Source organism: Aminobacter sp. J44 (genome assembly GCF_007829415.1).
Lineage (GTDB): Bacteria > Pseudomonadota > Alphaproteobacteria > Rhizobiales > Rhizobiaceae > Aerobium.
This window is the reverse complement of the sequence record NZ_VLJG01000009.1, coordinates 1-20,688: the sequence shown is the minus strand read 5'-3', so window position 1 is coordinate 20,688 and position 20,688 is coordinate 1. Positions and strand designations below refer to the sequence as shown.

At 64.1% G+C, this 20,688-nt stretch carries 17 protein-coding genes and 1 pseudogene; 12 read left to right on the top strand and 6 right to left on the bottom strand.

All coding sequences use genetic code 11. The features are described 5' to 3' along the window. The first annotated feature begins 18 nt into the window (after positions 1-18). From L610_RS04845 to L610_RS04835, 3 genes are all read left to right on the top strand, one after another. On the top strand, positions 19-1,062 hold the full coding sequence (locus L610_RS04845) for a substrate-binding domain-containing protein (RefSeq protein WP_144702947.1): 1,044 nt from the start codon (positions 19-21) through the stop codon (positions 1,060-1,062). Positions 1,063-1,254: 192 nt separating this feature from the next. Then, positions 1,255-2,208 carry a sugar-binding transcriptional regulator gene (locus tag L610_RS04840; RefSeq protein WP_024848256.1) on the top strand — a complete coding sequence of 318 codons (954 nt, stop codon included), beginning with the start codon at positions 1,255-1,257 and terminating at the stop codon, positions 2,206-2,208. A 28-nt stretch (positions 2,209-2,236) separates the two neighbouring features. Then, positions 2,237-4,294: a bifunctional aldolase/short-chain dehydrogenase gene (locus L610_RS04835; protein ID WP_144702944.1), complete on the top strand. Its 2,058-nt coding sequence runs from the start codon at positions 2,237-2,239 to the stop codon at positions 4,292-4,294. A gap of 20 nt (positions 4,295-4,314) precedes the next feature. On the opposite strand, the gene L610_RS04830 is transcribed toward L610_RS04835, so the two are convergent. Together L610_RS04830 and L610_RS04825 are read right to left on the bottom strand one after the other, a co-directional pair. Further along, positions 4,315-4,794, bottom strand: a complete 480-nt coding sequence (locus tag L610_RS04830) for a VOC family protein (protein ID WP_144702941.1) — start codon at positions 4,792-4,794, stop codon at positions 4,315-4,317. 27 nt (positions 4,795-4,821) lie between these two features. After that, on the bottom strand, positions 4,822-5,271 hold the full coding sequence (locus tag L610_RS04825) for an SRPBCC family protein (RefSeq protein WP_024848253.1): 450 nt from the start codon (positions 5,269-5,271) through the stop codon (positions 4,822-4,824). 517 nt (positions 5,272-5,788) lie between these two features. Here L610_RS04825 and urtA point away from each other — a divergent pair. The 5 genes from urtA to urtE all read left to right on the top strand — a co-directional run bounded on the left by urtA (position 5,789) and on the right by urtE (position 11,409). Next, entirely contained in the window at positions 5,789-7,063 is a 1,275-nt protein-coding gene (gene urtA / locus L610_RS04820) for an urea ABC transporter substrate-binding protein (RefSeq protein ID WP_371712956.1), read from the top strand. Positions 7,064-7,136: 73 nt separating this feature from the next. Beyond that, positions 7,137-8,750, top strand: coding sequence for an urea ABC transporter permease subunit UrtB (gene urtB / locus L610_RS04815; protein WP_144702938.1), 1,614 nt, complete (start codon positions 7,137-7,139; stop codon positions 8,748-8,750). Next, the gene (gene urtC / locus L610_RS04810) at positions 8,747-9,961 is read left to right on the top strand and encodes an urea ABC transporter permease subunit UrtC (protein ID WP_024848250.1); all 1,215 of its coding nucleotides are present in this window, start codon (positions 8,747-8,749) and stop codon (positions 9,959-9,961) included. The genes urtB and urtC overlap by 4 nt, the downstream gene beginning before the upstream one ends. Positions 9,962-9,964: 3 nt before the next feature. Continuing rightward, a complete protein-coding gene (gene urtD / locus L610_RS04805; protein WP_144702935.1) occupies positions 9,965-10,711 on the top strand; it encodes an urea ABC transporter ATP-binding protein UrtD in 747 nt (248 codons plus the stop codon). Between the two features lie 2 nt (positions 10,712-10,713). Beyond that, positions 10,714-11,409, top strand: a complete 696-nt coding sequence (gene urtE, locus L610_RS04800; protein WP_024848248.1) for an urea ABC transporter ATP-binding subunit UrtE — start codon at positions 10,714-10,716, stop codon at positions 11,407-11,409. A gap of 6 nt (positions 11,410-11,415) precedes the next feature. On the opposite strand, the gene L610_RS20445 is transcribed toward urtE, so the two are convergent. Further along, positions 11,416-11,673: a hypothetical protein gene (locus L610_RS20445; RefSeq protein ID WP_144708639.1), complete on the bottom strand. Its 258-nt coding sequence runs from the start codon at positions 11,671-11,673 to the stop codon at positions 11,416-11,418. Between the two features lie 337 nt (positions 11,674-12,010). Between L610_RS20445 and L610_RS04790 the strand changes: the two genes are divergently transcribed. Beyond that, on the top strand, positions 12,011-13,222 hold the full coding sequence (locus L610_RS04790; RefSeq protein ID WP_144702932.1) for an IS1595 family transposase: 1,212 nt from the start codon (positions 12,011-12,013) through the stop codon (positions 13,220-13,222). 25 nt (positions 13,223-13,247) lie between these two features. Here L610_RS04790 and L610_RS04785 read toward each other — a convergent pair whose 3' ends face one another. After that, positions 13,248-13,880, bottom strand: coding sequence for a zeta toxin family protein (locus L610_RS04785; RefSeq protein ID WP_144702929.1), 633 nt, complete (start codon positions 13,878-13,880; stop codon positions 13,248-13,250). Then, entirely contained in the window at positions 13,881-14,093 is a 213-nt protein-coding gene (locus L610_RS04780; RefSeq protein ID WP_144702926.1) for a hypothetical protein, read from the bottom strand. It lies immediately after the preceding gene. A 307-nt stretch (positions 14,094-14,400) separates the two neighbouring features. Between L610_RS04780 and L610_RS20830 the strand changes: the two genes are divergently transcribed. The 3 genes from L610_RS20830 (at position 14,401) to L610_RS04765 (ending at position 20,277) form a co-directional block, all read left to right on the top strand. Next, positions 14,401-15,267 carry a FecR domain-containing protein gene (locus L610_RS20830; protein ID WP_371712954.1) on the top strand — a complete coding sequence of 289 codons (867 nt, stop codon included), beginning with the start codon at positions 14,401-14,403 and terminating at the stop codon, positions 15,265-15,267. A gap of 2,700 nt (positions 15,268-17,967) precedes the next feature. Beyond that, positions 17,968-19,797 carry a CHASE2 domain-containing protein gene (locus tag L610_RS04770; RefSeq protein ID WP_144702923.1) on the top strand — a complete coding sequence of 610 codons (1,830 nt, stop codon included), beginning with the start codon at positions 17,968-17,970 and terminating at the stop codon, positions 19,795-19,797. Positions 19,798-19,971: 174 nt separating this feature from the next. After that, on the top strand, positions 19,972-20,277 hold the full coding sequence (locus tag L610_RS04765; RefSeq protein ID WP_144702920.1) for a helix-turn-helix domain-containing protein: 306 nt from the start codon (positions 19,972-19,974) through the stop codon (positions 20,275-20,277). 286 nt (positions 20,278-20,563) lie between these two features. Here the strand turns inward: L610_RS04765 and L610_RS20440 are convergent. Next, positions 20,564-20,688, bottom strand: a pseudogene (locus L610_RS20440) (IS3 family transposase); the annotation flags it as partial.

Below are 20,688 nucleotides of genomic sequence, written 5' to 3'. Positions count from 1 at the left end.
AACGTGGAGGAGTGAGGAATGAGCATCACACGCAGGACATTGGGCAGGCTGACGCTCGCCGCAGCCAGCCTGCTGGCGCTGCCGGCGCTGGCGCAGGACCGCCCGGCACCGTTCGACAAGCCGGAGAACGTGCGCATCGCGCTCGTGCGCTACCTTTCGACCGGTGACTTCTTCCAGGCGTACCTGTCGGGCGTCGAGTCGCAGGCCAAGGCGCTGGGCGTCGACCTGCGCGTCTTCGACAGCCGCCAGGACGCCGCGCTGCAGGCCGACATGGTCGACCAGGCGATCGCGCTCGGCGTCGACGGCATTATCATCCAGCACGGCCTGACCGAGTCGATGAAAGAAGCCGCGCAGCGCGCGGTCGACGCCGGCATCAAGGTCGTCGCCTTCGACGTCAACGTCGAGAACGACAAAATCCCGCAGATCGAGCAGTCGGACCGTGACCTTGCCCGCCTCGCCCTTGAGCAGGCGATCAAGGACAACGGCGAATCCTGGAAGGCCGCCTATGTCTATGTCGCGGGCATCGCCCCGCTCGACCGCCGCGACGAGACCTGGAAGGAGTTCAAGGCGAAGTATTCAGGCATCCAGGAAGTCGCGCAGTTCGGCACGCTCGACAACCCGATCGCTAATTCCGTCGCCAATCAGGCCCGTTCGGTGCTGACCGCCAACCCCGGCGTCCAGGTTGTGTTCGCCCCTTATGACGAGTTCGCCAAGGGCGTGAAGATCGCGGTCGATGAAGCAGGCCTGTCTTCGGACATCAAGATCTATTCGGCTGACGTCTCGACCGCAGACATTTCGGCAATGCGCGAGCCCGGCTCGTCCTGGGCCGCAACCGCGGCAACCAACCCCGCCGTAGTGGGTCAGGTCTCCGTCCGTGCGCTTGCCATGATGCTCGCTGGCGAAGATCCGGGCCGCAGCGTCGTCGTGCCGCCGACCCTCATCACCCAGGCCGACCTCAACGACAACGATATCAAGAACATGGAAGACCTGTCGGCAAAGATGCCGCAGTTCCGCCATGCCGACGTTGCCATGCCGGCATGGATGCCGAACCCGAACGAGTAAGGCGGCGTCAGCTGAGCGCTTCCTCGACAAAACCCGCCGGTCTCCGGCGGGTTTTGCCTTCAGCATTAGCTTGCTGACTGATCACCATCTGGGTCCCCGGCGTGAACCCGCCACCCTTGCCTCTTCGTAACGGCCATGCGAATTGACTTTTGTCATTCACATTGAATAATGTCGAGCCAAGAGGAGAAGTCGATGTCCATCCGCCCCGCCGACCAGATCGTGCACAAGGCAGCGTGGCTCTATTACACCCACGGCCTGCGGCAGGACGAGGTCGCCAAGCGGCTCGACATCTCGCGCGCGTCTGTCGCGCTCTATCTGCGAAAGGCGCGCGAAACCGGCATCGTCACCATCGCCACCTCAACCGCGCTCTTCGCAAGCGACGTGCTTGCGCGGCGGATCGAGGACGCCTTCGGGCTAGACGGCGTCTGGGTAGCCCCCGAAAACGGCGCGTCCTTTGATCCGGCAACCGAGATCCCGGCCCTCGGCGCCAGCGTCTTCCTCTCGCTCGCCGAAAGCGGCCAGAAAATCGGCATCGCCTGGGGCCGCACCGTCTACAATATCGCCGACGTCATGTCCTACGCGGACCTCCACGACGTCACCGTCGTGCAACTCTGCGGCAATCTCGGCGCGCCCTACTCCTACCGACCGGATCAGTGCACCATGGAGATCGCCCGCCGGCTCAACGCGCGCGGCCTCAATTTCTACGCGCCGCTGGTGCTGACGAACGAGCGGCTGGCGCGCGAGCTGCGCGAGGAGCCGGTGATCCGCGAGCAGCTGGCCGGTGTCGCCGACTGCGACCTTGCGCTCTACTCCGTCGGCCTCGTCAGCGAAGACGCGCACGTCGTCAAATGCGGCGCGATGACGTCTGCGGAAGTCGAAGAGCTGCGCCGTCAGGGTGCCACGGGCGTGATTGCCGGGCAGATGATCGACGCGAGGGGCGAGCTGCTCGATTGCGACTACAACCGCCGCGTCATCTCCGCCGACTTCGCTTCGCTGCGCAGCATTCCGAAGCGAATGATGGTCGTGCAGGAAGAGGCCAAGCTCGAGCCGCTGAAGGCGGCACTCGCCGGGCGCTTCGCCACCCATCTCGTGCTCACCCAGGGCATGGCCGAGCGCCTTCTGGCCGACCTGCCGAAAAGTTCCTGATCCAATCCAACAGACCGCCGGACCCGACATGAAGAACCTGTGGAACGAAACCGAAGCCGAAGCCCTCGTCGAGAGCTATGCGAAGAAGGGCGTTGAGCGCGACCTTGCGCTGCGGGTTTACACGACCCGCCTCCTCGGCGGCGATCCGCGGCTGGTGCTGCATGGCGGCGGCAACACCTCGGTCAAGCTTGAGGCGATTGACCTAGTCGGCGATCGCTGGCCGGTGCTGCACGTCAAGGGCAGCGGCTGGGATATGGCGGTGATCGAACCGGAGGGGCTGCCGGCTGTGAAGCTCGGACCGCTCCTCAAGGCACGCACGCTGGACAAGCTTTCGGATGAGGACATGGTCGCGCTGCAGCGCGCCAACCTCATCAATCCGTCCTCGCCCAACCCATCGGTCGAGACGCTGCTGCACGCGTTCCTGCCGCACAAGTTCGTCGACCACACCCATTCCACCGCCGTACTCGCCATCGTCGACCAGGGCAGCGACAGCGAGGCGCTGATCCGCAAGGTGTTCGGGCCGAAGATGGGTTACGTGCCCTACATCAAGCCGGGCTTCGACCTCGCCAAGGCCGCGGCCGAGATCTACGAGCAGGACACCTCGGTCGAGGGGCTGATCCTCGACAAGCACGGCATCTTCACCTTCGGGGCGACGGCGAAAGAAGCTTACGACCGCATGATCCAACACGTAACAGTGGCGGAAGATTACATCGCGGCAAACAAGGTCAACCGGCTGGTTCCGATCACCTTGCCGAATCGCCTGCCCGATCCGGCCCAGATCGCGCCGATGCTGCGTGGAGCGGTCGCCGTCCGACACGGCGAAGGCCGCTTCGACCGCATGGTCTGCGACTTCCGCACTTCGCCGCAGGTCCTTGAATTCGTGAACGCAGAGGGCCTCGAGCGCCGCGCCGCACGGGGCGTGTCGACGCCGGACCTTTCCATCCGCATCAAGACGGGCCCCCTTGCCCTGCCCGCGCCAGACGCCGACGATCTTGCGGCCTACGAGCAAGTGGTGAAGGAGCGCGTCGTCGCTTTCGTCGACGATTACACCCGCTACTTTGAGGAGAATGACGCGCGCGATGATATGAAGCGCACCATGCTCGACCCGATGCCGCGCCTCCTGCTGGTACCGGGCCTCGGCATGTTCGGCTTCGGCCGCACGCTCAAGGACGCGAAGATTGCCTCGGACGTCGGCGAGATGTGGATCGAGGCCGTGCGTGGCGCGGAAGCCATCGGCGACTTCCGCCCGCTGGCAAAGTCGGACCTCTTCGAGCTCGAATACTGGTCGCTAGAACAGGCCAAGCTCGCCGGCAACAAGCCGAAGCCGCTCACCGGTCAGGTCACGCTAGTGACCGGAGGCGCCGGTGCGATCGGTGCGGCAACGGCCAAGCTGTTTGCCGCACAGGGCTCGCATGTCGTCGTCGTCGACCTTGACGCAGACCGCGCAGCGGAAGCCGCGAAAGCAGCCGGCAACGGCTCGATCGGCGTCGGTGCGGACATCACCAATCCTGTCGACATCGCCGCCGCCTTCGACAAGGCCGTGCGCACCTATGGCGGCGTCGACATCGTCGTTTCCAATGCGGGTGCTGCCTTCGAGGGCGAGATCGGCGAGCTTGACGATGCGCTCCTTCGCAAGAGCTTCGAGCTCAACTTCTTCTCGCACCAGAACGTCGCCAGGGAAGCTGTCCGGATTTTTAAGGCGCAGCAGACCGGCGGCGTGCTGCTCTTCAACACCTCGAAGCAGGCCGTGAATCCCGGCCCGAAATTCGGTGCCTACGGCCTGCCGAAGGCCGCGAGCCTGTTCCTGTCGCGTCAGTATGCGCTGGAATATGGCTCGATCGGCGTGCGCTCGAACGCGGTCAATGCCGACCGCATCCGTTCGGGCCTCCTGACGGACGAAATGATCGCCAGCCGCTCGAAGGCGCGCGGGCTCTCTGAGAAGGACTACATGTCCGGCAACCTGCTCGGACTTGAAGTCACTGCCGACCACGTCGCCCAGGCATTCCTGCACCATGCGCTCGCCGAACGCACGACCGCGGACGTTACCACCGTCGACGGCGGCAACATGGCGGCTGCGTTGAGGTAGGTCGGTTCTGCCGCCCGCGCTTACCCGCGCCGGGCGGCTTCAATCGTCGCGACGTCGATCTTGCGCATCGGCATCATGGCTTCAAAGGCCCGCTTGGCTTCGGCGCCGCCCGCGGCCATTGCTTCCAGAAGCACGCGCGGGATGATCTGCCAGGAAATGCCCCACTTGTCCTTGCACCAGCCGCACATGCTTTCCTGGCCGCCGTTGCTAACGATCGCGTTCCAGTAGCGGTCGGTCTCCTCCTGGTCCTCGGTCACGATCTGGAAGGAGAAGGCCTCGCTGTGCTTGAACATCGGCCCGCCGTTGAGGCCGACGCACGGAATTCCGGCGACGGTAAACTCGACCGTCAAAACGTCCTTTTCCTTTCCGGACGGGAAGTCGCTCGGCGCCCGCTGGACTGCACCGACCGAACTGTTGGGGAAGGTCTTGGCATAGAAGTTGGCCGCTTCCTCGGCATCCTGGTCGTACCAGAGGCAGATGATGTTCTTGGGAAAATTCATCGCTTCCTCCTCTTTGTGGCTAGGGGTCTATTCGTCCGGAATCTCGGGCTCCACGAGCTTCGCGAGCTTTTGCAGCGACTCCTGCCAGCCGAGGTAACAGGCTTCCGCGGGAATCGCGTCCGGCACGCCCTGCTGCTCGATGTTGACCTCGGTGCCAACGGACACGGCCTTGAGATCGACCGTAACCTTCATCTCGCCCGGCATGTTCGGGTCTTCGAAGCTGTCGGTGTAGACAAGCCGCTGGTTCGGAACGAGTTCCAGATAGGTGCCGCCGAAGTAGAAAGGGTTGGATCCGGTGGAAAAGTTGCGGAACGAGATCCTGTGCCGGCCGCCGACTTTGGGCTCCAACTGTTGAACAGTACAGGTGAATCCGAAGGGCGGCAGCCAGCTCGCCACGGCGTCAGGCTCGGTGAATGCCCGGTACAACTTCTCAGGCTTGGCGGCGAAGACGCGGTGCAGACGGATAGTACTTGGCATGTGACACTCCCGTTGCTCTGTTGTCGTCGAATGCTCAGCGCGGGCTCTGGCTCTGCAAGGCTTCGCCGGCATGACCGATGATCGCCAGCTCGAGCAGCTGGCTCATTAAAGACGCGTGTAAAGCGTCGGCTCCGACACCGCTGCCGCAAAACTTTTTGCTTGGGCTCAGGCATACCGGGTTTCGGATGCCCAGAACCTACAAGCAGCAAGGCGCGGCATGAATGACAAACGGGCGGGGATTTCCGCCAGCTGCGTAATCGCCTCCGCAATCCTGCTCTGCATCTACTTTGCTCATATTGTGCAAATGCTCAAATAATATGCAGGGCCTCGGCATTAACTGGTAGTCCTCCCGTCGTTACTACACCTCCCGGCCTATCAAGCTACAAACGCAACTTTTTGAATTGGTAAGGAAAAAGACCACTGACAAGTAATTTGGCACGCTGGTTGCTTTGCTTTTTGCAGCGCAGCAAACAACCAGAGGGGAAGTGTCATGAAACTGACTTCGCGCGCCAGAGGCATGCTGATGGGCGCAACCATCATCGCAGGCATGATGTCCGCCGGACAGAGCTTTGCCGCAGAGGACACCATCAAGGTGGGCATCCTCCACTCGCTGTCGGGTACGATGGCGATCTCGGAGACGACGCTGAAAGACGCCATGCTCATGCTCATCGAGGAGCAGAACAAGAAGGGCGGCCTGCTCGGCAAGAAGCTCGAGGCAGTGGTGGTCGATCCGGCCTCGGACTGGCCGCTCTTTGCCGAAAAGGCGCGTGAGCTGATCTCCGTCAACGGCGTCGACGCCGTGTTCGGCTGCTGGACCTCGGTGTCGCGCAAGTCGGTGCTGCCGGTGTTCGAGGAGCTGAACTCGCTGCTGTTCTATCCGGTCCAGTACGAGGGCGAGGAAAGCCAGCGCAACGTCTTCTACACCGGTGCTGCCCCGAACCAGCAGGCGATTCCGGCCGTCGACTACCTGATGAATGAGGAAGGCGTCGAGCGCTGGGTGCTCGCCGGCACCGACTACGTCTATCCGCAGACGACAAACAAGATCCTCAAGGCCTACCTGATGTCCAAGGGCGTCGCCGAAGAGGACATCATGATCAACTACACGCCGTTCGGTCACTCCGACTGGCAGACGATCGTCACGGACATCAAGAACTTCGGCTCGGCCGGCAAGAAGACGGCGGTGGTCTCGACCATCAACGGCGACGCGAACGTGCCGTTCTACAAGGAACTCGCCAACCAGGGCATCAAGGCCGAGGACATCCCGGTCGTCGCCTTCTCGGTCGGTGAGGAGGAACTTGCCGGCATCGACACCGGCCCGCTGGTGGGCCACCTTGCCGCCTGGAACTACTTCCAGTCGGTCGAGAGCGAGGCGAATGCCGCGTTCATCGAGACCTGGCACGCCTACACCGGCAACGACAAGCGCGTCACCAACGATCCGATGGAAGCCCACTACATCGGCTTCAACATGTGGGTGAAGGCGGTCGAGAAGGCCGGCACCACCGATGCCGACGCCGTCATCGACGCCATCGTCGGCGTGTCGGTCCCGAACCTTTCGGGCGGTTATTCGACCATGATGCCGAACCACCACATCACCAAGCCGGTCCTGATCGGCGAGATCCAGGACGACGGCCAGTTCGAGGTCGTCTGGGAGACGCCGGGCCTCGTCGTGGGCGACGAGTGGTCGGACTTCCTGCCTGATTCCAAGGACCTCATCGCCGACTGGCGCGCGCCGCTGTCGTGCGGAAACTTCAACGTCGCAACGGGCAAGTGCGGCGGAAAGGGCATCAACTGATGCCCGACAGCCGGGGCGAAGAATGCCGCCTTCGCCCCGGCCTTCCTTCCTCCCAGACTGAAATGAGCTAACGATGATCCTGCGCGCCCTGTGCCTCATCCTGCTGCCGCTGCTGCTTGTTGCGGGCACCGCGCGCGCGCAGGATCCGTCGCTTGCCGAAATCGCCGCGAAATTCGCGACTGCTGAAAAGTTCGACCAGACCGAAGCGCTGGTGCGTGAGCTGGGCGCAACCGGGGACCCGGCGGTACGGCCGCTGCTGGAAGCCCTCGGCGAAGGCAGGCTGCAGGCGCGCAAGTCGGACGGCGCCGTCTATATCGTTGAAGGTTCTGGGAAGAACGCCAAGCTCCTCGACCCGCTGACCGGCGAGGAAGTGCCGGACGCTTCTGCATCCGGGCTGAAGAAGGTCAAGGTCAACAACGGTCTGCGCCGCGTCATCCGCGACACGCTCAGCTCGCTGACGCTGGGCGCGAAAAACCCGCAAGCGCGGCTCTCCGCCGCCAGCAACATGCTCGCCAATCCAGATCCTGCCATGGTCGAGGCGCTCGATGCGGCGATCGCCGCCGAGGGGGACCCTGCGGTGAAGCAGAGGATGCAGGAAGCGCGCGCCGCAGCCGTCCTTCAGTCTGACCTGCCCGACGCTGAAAAGATCGCCGCAGTCGAGGTTCTGGGCTCCGTTGGCGACCGCAACGTCCTGTCGCTGCTTGCCGCCGTCGAGGCGAAGTCTGAGGGCGACCTGAGACGCGCCGCCGAGCGCGCGTCAAACAACATCCGCAGCGTGCTTGCCGCATGGGACGCGGCACAGAACATCTGGTTCGGCATTTCGCTTGGCTCGGTGCTGCTGCTTGCCGCTATTGGGCTTGCCATCACTTTCGGCGTCATGGGCGTCATCAACATGGCACATGGCGAGATGGTGATGCTAGGCGCCTACACGACCTTTGTCGTGCAGGGAGCGGTCCAGAGCATCGCGCCGAACCTGCAGGACTGGTCGCTCGCATTCGCCCTGCCAATTGCCTTCGTCGTCGCGGGTGCCGTCGGCATAGCCATCGAACGCGGCATCATCCGCTTCCTCTACGGCCGGCCGCTCGAAACATTGCTGGCCACCTGGGGCGTCTCACTCGTGCTGCAGCAGGCGGTTCGCACGATCTTTGGCCCGACCAACCGCGAGGTGGCAAATCCTTCCTGGATGTCCGGCAGTTTCGAGATCGGCCAGATGGCGATCACCTGGAACCGGCTCTGGATCGTCGTTTTCTCGCTCGCGGTGTTTGCGCTGCTGCTGTTCATCTTCAACCGCACGTCCTGGGGCCTGCATATGCGGGCGGTCACCCAGAACCGGCGCATGGCCGCCTCGATGGGTATCCGTACACCCTGGGTCGACGCCTTCACCTTCGGCCTGGGCTCAGGCGTCGCGGGCATTGCCGGCGTCGCCCTCAGCCAGATCGGCAACGTCTCACCCAATCTCGGCCAGGGCTACATCATCGACTCCTTCATGGTCGTCGTCTTTGGCGGCGTCGGAAATCTCTGGGGCACGCTGCTTGGCGCTTTCTCTCTCGGCATCGCCAACAAGTTCCTTGAGCCCTATGCCGGTGCTGTGTTGGGCAAGATCGTCGTCCTGGTGCTGATCATCCTGTTCATCCAGAAGCGCCCACGCGGACTGTTCGCGCTCAAGGGCCGGGCGGTAGAAGCATGATATTCTCGCGACTGTTTTCCGGCGGGCTCGACCGCCGCGTCCTCCTGCTCCTCATCCTTCTCGTCGCTGCTGCCATCGCGGTGCCGGTGCTGAACCTTGCTGTGCCGCCTTCCAGCAGCTTCCATATGCCGCCGCATGCAGTGGCACTGCTCGGCAAGTACCTCTGCTACGCGATGCTGGCGCTGTCGCTCGACCTCGTCTGGGGATACTGCGGCATCCTCAGCCTAGGCCATGGCGCCTTCTTCGCCATCGGCGGCTACGCGATGGGCATGTACCTGATGCGCCAGATCGGCAGCCGCGGCGTCTATGGCCACCCGGTGCTGCCCGACTTCATGGTCTTCCTCAACTGGAAGGAGCTCCCATGGTACTGGTACGGTTTCGATCAGTTCTGGTTCGTAGCGCTGATGGTGATGCTCGCGCCGGGCCTGCTTGCCTTCGCTTTCGGCTGGCTCGCCTTCCGCTCGCGCGTCACGGGCGTGTACCTGTCGATCATCACCCAGGCGATGACCTATGCGCTGCTCCTGGCCTTTTTCCGCAACGACATGGGCTTTGGCGGCAATAACGGCCTCACCGACTTCAAGGACATCCTTGGCTTCAGCCTGCAGGCGCCGGCAACGCGTGCGGCGCTGTTCTCGACCAGCGCACTGATGCTGGCACTCGCGGTGGTCGCCACCGCGAGACTGGTCAGCTCCAAGTACGGCAAGCTGATGGTCGCCGTGCGCGACGCCGAAAGCCGTACGCGCTTCCTCGGCTGGCGGCCGGAGAACATCAAGCTGCTCGCCTTCACCATCTCCGCCGTGATGGCCGGCATTGCAGGTGCGCTCTACGTGCCGCAGGTGGGCATCATCAATCCGAGCGAATTTGCCCCCGCGAACTCCATCGAGGTGGTGATCTGGACAGCTGTTGGCGGGCGCGGAACCATCGTCGGCCCGGTCATCGGCGCGATCGCCGTCAACTGGGGCAAGAGCTGGTTCACCGCTGCTCTTCCCGAAGTCTGGCTGTTTGCGCTGGGCGGCCTCTTCATCGCCGTAACGCTTCTCATGCCAAAGGGCATCGTCGGAGTGTGGGAGCAGTGGCGCTCGTCGCTCAAGGCTCGCCGGCGCGTGGCACCCGTGCCGCCAGCCGAACCGCCCGCGGTATCCCCATCCGGCCCCGCAGCCGCGCCCGTCACCGGGCCGGCCCTAGCCGCACGTCCGCAACCCGCCGAGTGATCGATGAGCAGTAACAACACCATTCTCTATCTCGATGCGGTGTCGGTCTCGTTCGACGGCTTTCGCGCTATCAATGACCTCTCCCTGGTGCTCGACAAAGGCGAGATGCGCGCGATCATCGGCCCGAACGGCGCCGGCAAGACAACGATGATGGACCTCATCACCGGCAAGACGCGGCCGGACAAGGGCGAGATCTTTTTTGACGGCGAGCACGACCTCACCCGCTACGATGAGGCAGACATCGCCAATCTCGGCATCGGCCGCAAGTTCCAGAAACCCACCGTGTTCGAGAGCCACACGGTTGAGGACAACATCGCCCTGTCGCTCAAAGGCCCTCGCAACATCCTGCGCACCGTCTTCGACCGCAGTTCGGCTGAGGAGAGCACGCGGATCGGTGAGATCCTCGCCACCATCCGGCTCGAGGAGCGGCGCAATGAACTCGCCTGCAATCTCAGCCACGGCCAGAAGCAGTGGCTCGAGATCGGCATGCTGCTGGCGCAGGAACCAAAGCTGCTGCTCGTCGACGAACCGGTCGCGGGAATGACGGATGCGGAGACGGAAGAAACCGTGCGGCTTCTGCGCGACATCGCCACCCGCCATTCGGTAATCATTGTCGAGCACGACATGCACTTCGTGCGCGAGCTTGGCGTCAAGGTGACCTGCCTGCACGAGGGCTCGGTACTGTCGGAAGGCAGCATCGATCATGTCTCGCAGGACCCGCGCGTCATCGAAGTCTATCTCGGGAGATGACGATGCTCCAAGTCCACAACGCCAACCTCCACTATGGCGCAGCCCAGGCGCTGCGCGGCGTCTCATTGAACGCGGAAGAAGGTCGCATCACCTGCGTGCTCGGACGCAACGGCGTCGGCAAGACGAGCCTGCTCAAGGCCGTCGTTGGCCAGCATCCGCTATCAGGCGGCAGCATTTCCTTCGACGGCAAGCCGATCGACCGGTTGGCGGCCTACGACCGTGCGCGCGCCGGCATCGGCTTCGTGCCGCAGGGCCGCGAGATCTTCCCGCTGCTCACCGTGCGCGAAAACCTCGAGACTGGCTTTGCGCCGCTGCCGAAGTCGCAACGGGCGATCCCGGACTACGTGTTCGAGCTGTTCCCGGTACTGAAGGAGATGCTGTCACGCCGCGGCGGCGACCTGTCGGGCGGCCAGCAGCAACAGCTCGCAATTGCCCGCGCGCTGGTGATGCGGCCTAAGTTGCTCGTCCTCGACGAGCCCACCGAAGGCATCCAGCCGTCGATCATCAAGGACATCGGCCGCGCGATAGCCTGGCTCCGCGACACGCTCGGGATGACGATCCTGCTAGTCGAACAGTATCTCGATTTCGCGCGGGAACTTGCGGACTCCGTCGCCATCATGGACCGCGGCGAGATTGTCTTCGCCGGCGAAGCGGCGGGGCTGGATGACCCGGAAGTACGGCGGCACCTGATGCTGTGAGACACCTCACCTCGTCGCGAGCAGCAGGACATAGGCGAGGATGGCGAGTAGCAGGCCGCGGAAGGCGGTGGCGACGAACATGAACTTGCGCCGGGCGATGGAAGCCAGAGCGTCGACATTGCCGAGATATTCGCGCGTCAGGAACTGCGGGTCGCCGGTGCGGTCGGCCTCGATGAAGCGCTGGCGGTTGTCGGACCAGGCCCCCCCAGTAGAGCGTTGTGCCGCCCGTCGCCTTGCGCGGAAGCACGACCAGCACCGCCGCAAATATCGTGGTGACGACCGCAAGCGCCATGCAGGCAGAAAGCACGATGGTGTGCCAGCTTCCCTGCGCATAGCGCGCCGCGCTAAAGACGTCGCGACCCTCTGCGGAAGTAACGAGGAAAGCAACCATAAAGGTGAACAGGTAGGCCGCCTTTTGGTCGGCTATCTTGATCTGGTCGTAATAGACATCATTAACCTTCTTGAGGTGGTCGAGATAGTGCCCACGCTCGACAATTGCCTCAAGTGCCTCTTCGGTGAGGGCTTATCCCGCTCGCTCCGGTTTAACCATATCTAGTGGATTGGCTCGCGCCGCCTCACCTCGCCATGCTAGCGGTGTCGCATGGCCCACGAGCACGTCTTCCGCTGGAGGTATGACCGCCCGCCGTCGCTGGAGCAGTTCCAGACGATGTTCCCGGACGACTACTCCTGCGCGGCCTATCTGGCGCAGCGCCGCTGGCCGAATGGCTTCGTCTGCCCGCACTGCGGATCGCCGAAGGGATGGAAGCTGAGGGGCAAGCCCTGGGTCTGGGAGTGCGCTGGCGAGAAGGCGGACGAGGACGGGGTTGTGTCGCTGTGCCGGAAGCAGGTTTCCGTCATCGCAGGCACCTTCATGCAAGGCACTCACTTGCCGCTCCGGACGTGGTTCATGGCGGCCCATCTGGTGACGACTCACTCGAACGGCATTTCCGCCCTCCAGCTCCAGGGTAAGCTCGGGATCGGCTCCTACAAGACCGCCTGGCTGCTTCTCCACAAGCTGCGCCGGGCGATGGTCGATCCTTATCGGGAGCCGCTGGGCGGGGTTGACGAGGTCGTCCAGGTGGACGAGACCGAGATGCGATTTCGCCGGAAGGCCGACACCCTCGAGCGTCTCAAGGGCGAGCCCGACGCCGACAAGATCATGATCGCGGGGGCTGTCGAATGTCTCGATGACGGCCTCATGGGGCGCGTTAGGCTGAGCATCATCAAGAGCCGCGGCCGCGCCTCACTTCACCCGTTCGTGGAAGAGAACACGGCGCCGGGCACGCTGATCGTGACAGACGGCAACACCGCCTACCGCAACATGGCGGGTCGCGGACATCATGAGATCCCGATCCCCAAGCACATCCCGGCCCACGTGCTGCTGAAGCAGATACACCGCCTCTTCTCGCTGCTGAAGCGCTGGTCGATGGGCGTCTACCACGGCCTCCGGAAGAAGCACGCCGAGGTGTATCTCCAGGAGTTCGTCTACCGCTTCAACCGACGGCGCCACTATCGGTCGTCCTTCGAGCGGCTGCTCGGGATCGGCGTCAAGGTCGGCGCCGGGACCTACTGGGATATCACCGGGAAGCGGCCCGTGTTCCGCGAGCTGAAGAAGGCCATCCGCGGGGAGTATGACGAGGAGGCACGGGAAGACGCATACCTGCGGGCGCGGCAGGCCAACGTCCCGTTGCGCTACGCCAAGCTGCTGCTCGATCCGGACTACCCGCCGGATGAGCGCGCCTATCGCCGGAAGAAGCCGTCGCGGCCTGTGCTGGCCAAGAGGCGGACGGCGTTCGTGTTCGATACGCACTGACCGTGAGGTCGATCATCGAGGTGCTTTAGCTGTATCGCGCGGCCTTGAGTACCATATCCGAACTGATGTCTAGCGCCTGTCCTACGGCCTCGGCCAGTCTCATATGCAACGAAAACGCTTCATCGAGATGGTTCTCAGCGATGTTCCCGAATTCGATGGACATGAGCATGGCAGGCTCGACTGAACTGTTGTCGAACAACAGCACTCTGTCCGCTATCCGAATTGCATCCGGCAGCCGAGAAAACGCGGTTTCATATCTCCTTCGGATAACGTGCTCGGGGATGTGGTGCCCGCCTGCTGCGACTCTCTCGGCCACCCGTCGCACATTCAGGTCGACGGAATTGAGCGCAACAAAAACCAGGGAAACCTCATATTCAACAGATCGACATCGTGACATCAGAGCCAGGGATTGGTGGCTACTGAGGGTGGATTCGTAGACGAAGTTCTGTCGGGCTGCGATCACCTGGTCCAGACGGTTCAAGACCCACCTGCCGGCTGCCATGGATGCCGATTCTGGCGAGACAGGATTGATTCCTCTCGCCACGACATCCGTGTTGATGAAGTCGCCCGGCGGCTGCAGATATCGAAAGATCGTGGATTTCCCGGAACCGTTCGGGCCGCCCAGAACGGTACAATACTGCTTGGCTTCGCGTGGCAACTAGCGTCTCGGCCCAAGTTCCTGCATGACGATGTCCTGACCGCCGACGACCGCGACGAGTTGCCGCGAGCCGTCTGGCATCTCACGCACGATTCCGCCTGCCTTCGGGTCGTGATAGTAAGCGGGCGCTCCTGCACGACGGGCTTCCTCAATGGCAATCCTGCCTGCCTGACGGACCCTTGCTTCGTTCCTGCGCCAATGCTCAATGATCATTTCGCCTGCCTTCTTACGGCTGCCATCCACTAGACAACATACGCCCTCTCTCTCCTCCGATCCAGACTTTTCCCTGGCTCCTCGCGGGGGCCACATCTAGTGGTGCCGGAGCGAACGGGATAAGCCTTCTTCGGTGACGGCGTGCGCTGCTGCTGCCTCAAGCGTCTTTTCGTCCACGAAAATACTCCCCCCAGATTCTTTTGATCTACCACAAAGGTTTAAGCAATGTCGAAGCGGCGAGGCGCTTGACTCCGAAATTAACTTGCGAATAGCTCCGGCCACTGCCCCTCTTTATTCGGTCTTGTACATGCGCGGTGTTGTTGCGACTACCTGTTGCCTGCTCTTGCTGCACGCAGCTGCGCCGGCCATTGCCGATGTCATCCCCCGCTCCGGCCAGGCGGCGGGCTCAGTCGTCTCGCGCAAGGCGGGCGAGGAAGCGCGTTTCATCGAGGTCGGTTCGTGGCGCAGCGTTGACGTCAAGCAGGACCTGCTTCCCGGTGACACGCTGCGCACCAATGCAATCGGCCAGCTCGCGATCCTGTTTTCCGACCGCACGCAGCTGAGGCTCGGTCGCAACACGACGCTCGTCGTCAAGCATATCGGCGAAACCTCCGACAGCGTCTTTGCGCTGGAAGCGGGCTCCGTCTGGGGCCGCGCCGAGACGGGTGGCATTGGCCTCAAGGTCGAGACGCCGGCGGCGGCCGCCATTCGCGGCACCGACTTTTCGCTCAATGTCGAGGGCGATCGCACCTCGCTGATCGTGCTCGACGGGCGCGTCGACCTCTTCAACGAATATGGCTCGGTCAGCGTCSCCGCCGGCGAGGCGGCCAGCGCGCGCATCGGCCAGGCGCCGACCAAGACCATCATCGTCTCGCCCGACGACCGGGAGCAGATGCTGTTATCTGACGCTCCGCGGCGCATTCACCTCGCTGCCGGTGACCTCGCTGCCGCTCGGACAAATGCGTCAGGAGCACCAGCGCGTCGCGACCTTGCCGGAGGCGCAGCGCAACGCCGAGGACTGGATCACCCTCGCCGAGACTTCGCATTCGCTGACCGGCCGCGCGGATGCGCTTGCCGCAATTGCCAAGGCGCGGACGATGCGGCTGACAGCGAAGCAGCGCGCCCGGCTCGATCTTGCCGAGGCTTTCCTGCTCGCGGCCCAGCAGCGCTATAGGGACGCCGCCGCGCTCTTTGCCAGGGCAATGCCGCATCTCGACCCGCAGCGGCGGTCGATGGCGGCCTATGGCGGTTACTTTGCCCGCTCGCTGGCCAATCCGGACCACGCCGAGGACCCGCCGGTTGCTACTAGCGGCCCTTATGGCGCGCTCGCCGACGCCTATGCTGCGGGCTTCCTGCGCGACATCGTTGCCGCCATCAATGTGCTGAGGGACGCCGAGCGGCGTTATCCGAACGACCCGGTGCTGCCGGCCGCGCGCGCTCAGTTCGCGATCCTGATGGACGACCGCGAGCAGGTGAGGGAAGCCGTCGAGCGCGCGCTGGCGCTGGAGTCGGAAAATCCGCTCGCGCTCGAAGCGCGCGCCCGCTATCGCGCCGGCATGGAGGGAGACATCGACGGCGCCTATGAGGACCTGAAGAAGGCCGTCGAGATCGCGCCGGGTTCGTCGTCGCTGTGGAACTCGCTCGGCCTGTTCGAGAGCGAGCGCGGCGCCGAGCGGGAGGCGGAAGCTTCGCTGAAGCGCGCCATTGAGCTCGATCCCGCCTTCGACGTCGCGCTGATTGCGCGTGGCCGCTACCACATGCAGACCGGCGAGCTCGACAAGGCGCGCGCGGACCTTCTCGCCGGCACCACCGCTAACCCCGCCTATGCCCAGGGCCTGCTGATGCTGGGCGCCGCCCATTACGAGTCCGGCGACCGCGTGCCGGCCGAACAGGCGCTGCGCAACGCCGACCGGCTCGACCCGAACGACCCGGCCACCTCCTCCTTTGCGACGGCGATTGCGATCGACGACTACGATGCCGACGGGGCGATCCGCCATGCGCAGGAGACACTGAAACGCTCGCGGGCGCGCGGCGGCAACTATGCCGCGCTCACCGGCAACCGTGATGCCGGCTCGCTGCTCAACAACGCCTTCCGCCTGCAGGGCCTCGACGCGTGGGGCCGCTTCTATGGCGACGCCGTGTTCGACCCGTTCGCGGGCACGACGCTGCTCGACCAGGCGGTATCCGGCGCGCCCGACCCATTCTACACCTCGATGGAGCCCGGCCGCGATCCTGTCGCCCCGACCACGACGGTGCGCAGCTTCTCCTCGCTGTTCCAGGGGCTGATGCTGACGCCGGAAATGCTGGCGGGCCGCTCGCGAAGCGCCAACCTGTTGCGCCGCCCGTTCATCGAGGGTGCGGCCGGCGGCGGCTTCATCCGCAACGGCGACGGGGACGGCTGGACGGCTTCTGGCGAGGTGCAGGCGTTCAACGTCTCGCCATTCCCGTGGAGCCTCTATCTGTCCGGCAGCATGAAGCGCGACGACGATTTGCGCGAGCGCAACGCCCCCGGCACGGGCGTGCCCTTCGCCCGGCTCGACCTCGACAACGAGCTCATCTCGGGCCAGGGCTATTTCACCGCCCGCCCGACACCCTACGACCGCGTCGTCGTCTATGCCGACCTTAACCGCTGGCAGCCGAATATCACCGACGCGACGGTGCTGCTCAACGATCCGACGCTGGCGTTCGACGCACTGAACTACAACCGCTACCTCGACCTGCGCTCCTCGCGAGGCGGCGTCGGCTGGAGCCATACCTTCGGCTACAGGAACGTCCTCAACACCGCCTTCTTCGTCACCGACCTCGACCAGTCGAGCCTCGAGCAGGGCCTGCTGATCGACACGACGATTCCCGACGTGGTGGCCGCCCGCGAAACCTCGGCCTCGGTCAGCCAGCGCACCTATACCGGCGCGGTGAATCACACGGTTGCGACCGGCGACGTGACCTGGCGCTATGGCGTCGAGGCTGGCACGCTATCTTATGACCAGAGCTGGCGCGACCTGCTGATCTTCCCGTTCGGTTCGGACGAGACGGTCGACGGGCGCAGCCTCGACCTGCGCTTCGGCCGCGCCTATGCCGATGCGCTCTGGGACATGCGCCCGGACCTGCGTGCGGAAGCGGGCTTGTTCGGCACCTTCATCGACGGCGACATGTCGCTGTCCCGCGTCGACCCGCGCGTCGGCATCTCCTGGTCGCCCTTCCAGGACCACTGGCTGAGCGGCGGCTACATCCGCGAGACCAACAGCATCAACGACACATCGCTGGCGCCGGTCGGCATCGTCGGGCTGCAGCCCAACCAGGCGCCGCTCGACATCGGCGGCAGCGCCGAAACCTTTGCCGCCCGCTGGAGCGCGGAGTGGAACAAGCACCTGTTCACGACGCTCGACTACCAGCACCAGAACCTGCGCAACCTGTCGATCACCACGCCCGGCACGATCGAGTCGACCGCCCTTGCCCGCGGCAGCATCGACCGCGTCGCGGCCACCGCCAATGTCCAGCTCGGCCACGGCTTTGGCCTGTTCGGCACCTTCGCCTATACGCGCTCCGAAAACCGCGACCCGAACAGCCTCGGCTTTGGCGAGCCGCTGCCGTTCGTGCCGGAAACTTCGGCGCGGGTGGGCGTGACCTGGGTGAACCCGGCAAACGTCAAGCTGACGCTCGCTGGCACCTATGTCGGCAAGCGCCTGGGCTCCGACACCGGGCCGACGCTGCCGGGGCACTGGACGGTCGATGCTTTTGCCACCTTCGAGCCGTTCGACAAGCGCTTCCTGATCGAGTTCGCCGCCTACAATCTGCTCGACGAAAAGTTCGAGGTGGCGCCGGCGACGCCAGGCTGGGGCCGGACCTTTACCGGCTCGATCAAGGTTCGCTTCTGATGGCACTTCAGGTGCCGTGGCGCATCAGCCGCGGGGACCGACGCAACGGGCTCGCGGTAATCGTTGCCGCCGTGCTCATCGGCGTCGCGGCCCTGTCCAGCTCGACGCCATGGCGGCTGCTCGAGCTGCGCGCCTTCGACGTCATCTCGACCCTCGGCGTCCCGCCAGTCGACCCCGAGGCGCCGGTGATCGTCGCCATCGACGAGCCGTCGCTCGCCGACCTTGCCCTGCAATGGCCGTGGCCGCGCGGCGTCCATGCCGACCTTGTCGAGGCGCTGCGCAAGGCAGGCGCGAAGGCGATCGGCCTCGACATCATTTTTGCCGACCCGAGCAATCCGGAAGCCGATGCAGCCCTTGCCGCCGCCGTCGGCGGCGACGTCGTGCTGGCGGCCGACGAAACCGTGCTTTCCTCGCAGCACGCCGACCAGCTGGTGCGGGTGATGCCGCTTCCCGAGCTGACCGATGCGGGCGCGCTGCACGGCATTGCCACCATCTCGCTCGACGGCGACGGGGCGCTCAGGCGCATGCCGCTTTATCCCGACGGCTTTGCTGCGCAGCTGTTGCGTGCCGCCGGTCACGAGCTCGACAAGGTCGGACGCGGGCTCGTGCAGGTGTTCGGGCCCAGCCGCACTTTTCCGACCGTCAGCTACTATCAGGCGCTGGAACCGGAAACCTCGCTTCCGGAAAACTTCTTCCGCGGCAAGACCGTCATCGTCGGCCTCAGCCTCCAGAACGCGCCGACGGTCGAAGCCGGCGGTGCCGACGCCTACGCCACGTCCGCCACCTGGCGCACCGGCCGGCTGGTCGCCGGGGCGGAGATCCAGGCAACGCTCTACGAGAACCTGCGCCTTGGCCTCCTCGTCAGCGCCGCCAACGAGGAGACGCGCCTTGTCGTGCTCGGCCTTGCGGTGCTGGCGGCCGCCGTCTGGCGCGCAAGCAGCGCCTACACCGTTGCCGCCGGTCTCGTGGCGCTCGCCGTCATCGCGCTCGGCTCGTATGTCCTGCTTCACCAGGCGCGCGTCTTCGTGCCGCCGCTCGCCCCCGCGCTCGGTTTCGTCCTCGTCGCCGCTGCGCAGGCGGCATGGGACTATGCGTCGGAAAGCCGGCAGCGGCGCGAGATCGTCCGCGCCTTCTCGCAATATTTGTCGCCGGTGCTGGTCGAGCGGCTGGCGAGCGACCCGTCGCAGCTTAAACTCGGCGGCGAGAAGCGCACGCTCTCCATCCTCTTAGCCGACGTGCGCGGCTTCACCACCATCGCCGAGAAGCTGAAGGACGACCCGCAGCGGCTCATCGGCCTCATCAACCGCCTGCTCGATCCGCTGTCGCGCATCGTGCTCGAGGAAGGCGGTACCATCGACAAATATATTGGCGACTGCATCATGGCGTTCTGGAACGCGCCGATGGACGAGCCGGACCATGCCGCTAAGGCCGTGCGCGCGGGGCTCAGGATGCAGGAGGCGATCGACCGCCTCAACGAGGAGCTCGAGGGCGAGACGATTGGCGAGGGCGAGCCGCTGCGGCTTGGCATCGGGGTGGGCATCAACACCGGCGAGTGTGTGGTGGGCAACATGGGCTCGCAGATGCGCTTCGACTATTCGGCGATCGGTGACGCCGTGAACCTCACCTCGCGCCTCGAGGGCAAGACCCGCGACTACGACGCCCCCGTCATCATCGGTCCCGAAACCGCCCGCCGCGTCGCGGACCGCTTCAACATTCGCGAACTCGACCGCATCGCTGTCAAAGGCCGCAGCGAGGCAACGCCGATCTTCGGCGTGGAGTGGCGGACGGGGGATGAGGCGGTGGAGGTCCACGTTTCACTGGCCCGCTAACTCACAATCCGCAAGAGAAGTACATCAAATGCTACAATATGCTAGCTTGACCACAACAACCTTCTGCGGGTACGGATCGGGATGAAATGCATTCACTGGAATTCCGGTGTATCGTCCGAGCCGAACAGGCTCATTTGCAATCAGCAGTGGCTGGGGGCGGGAAGGTAGGTTCACATGGCACGAGGCAGAACCAGCGCTGATATTAGTGCTGTAGACCGATCGAAAAATCGCGCCGAACTTGGCCGCTGGCTGAGGGAACGGCGCGAGGCGCTGGGAATGACGCAGCGCGAATTCGCCGCGAAAGTCGGCACGCTGTACTATACCTACATTTCGCAGATCGAACTCGGCCAGGGCAAGATTGTTCCGGAGCGCTGGGAGATGTGGGCGGAAGCCCTGAACGTACCACCGCGGGAATTCGCAATGAAACTCCTCGAGGCTTATGAGCCTGTCGCGTTCCGAATGGTGTTCAGCGACGAGTAGACCATCTCCGCAACTTGATTCTTATGAACCGCGCTCAGGGATCCTGGCGCGGTTCTTTTTTTGTCTTTGGCCGGAGGTGGTTCGGGCGCCAGGTGTCGCACCCTCACTGTTCTACTCGGGTCGAGGCTCAACGACCGGAATACCGTCACCTCGGGCGCGTAAAACACCTCTCGCGACTAAACACAGCACTACGACTCGTGAGGTGATTATTATTTCTAATGTACATGGAACTATGCTCAACAGTTCAGTGATTGGCCTGACCCCATAGGGTGGTCCGGTTTCAATCTTAGTTCATGATCGGCCTTGGGGCTATTGCCCGGGCAGATGACGGTGCTGCTCCGCTTGCTGGCGCAGGCCAGATGATGGCCTCGGGTGCCGGTGGCTTGTATCCAAGCGACGAGTGTGGCCTCT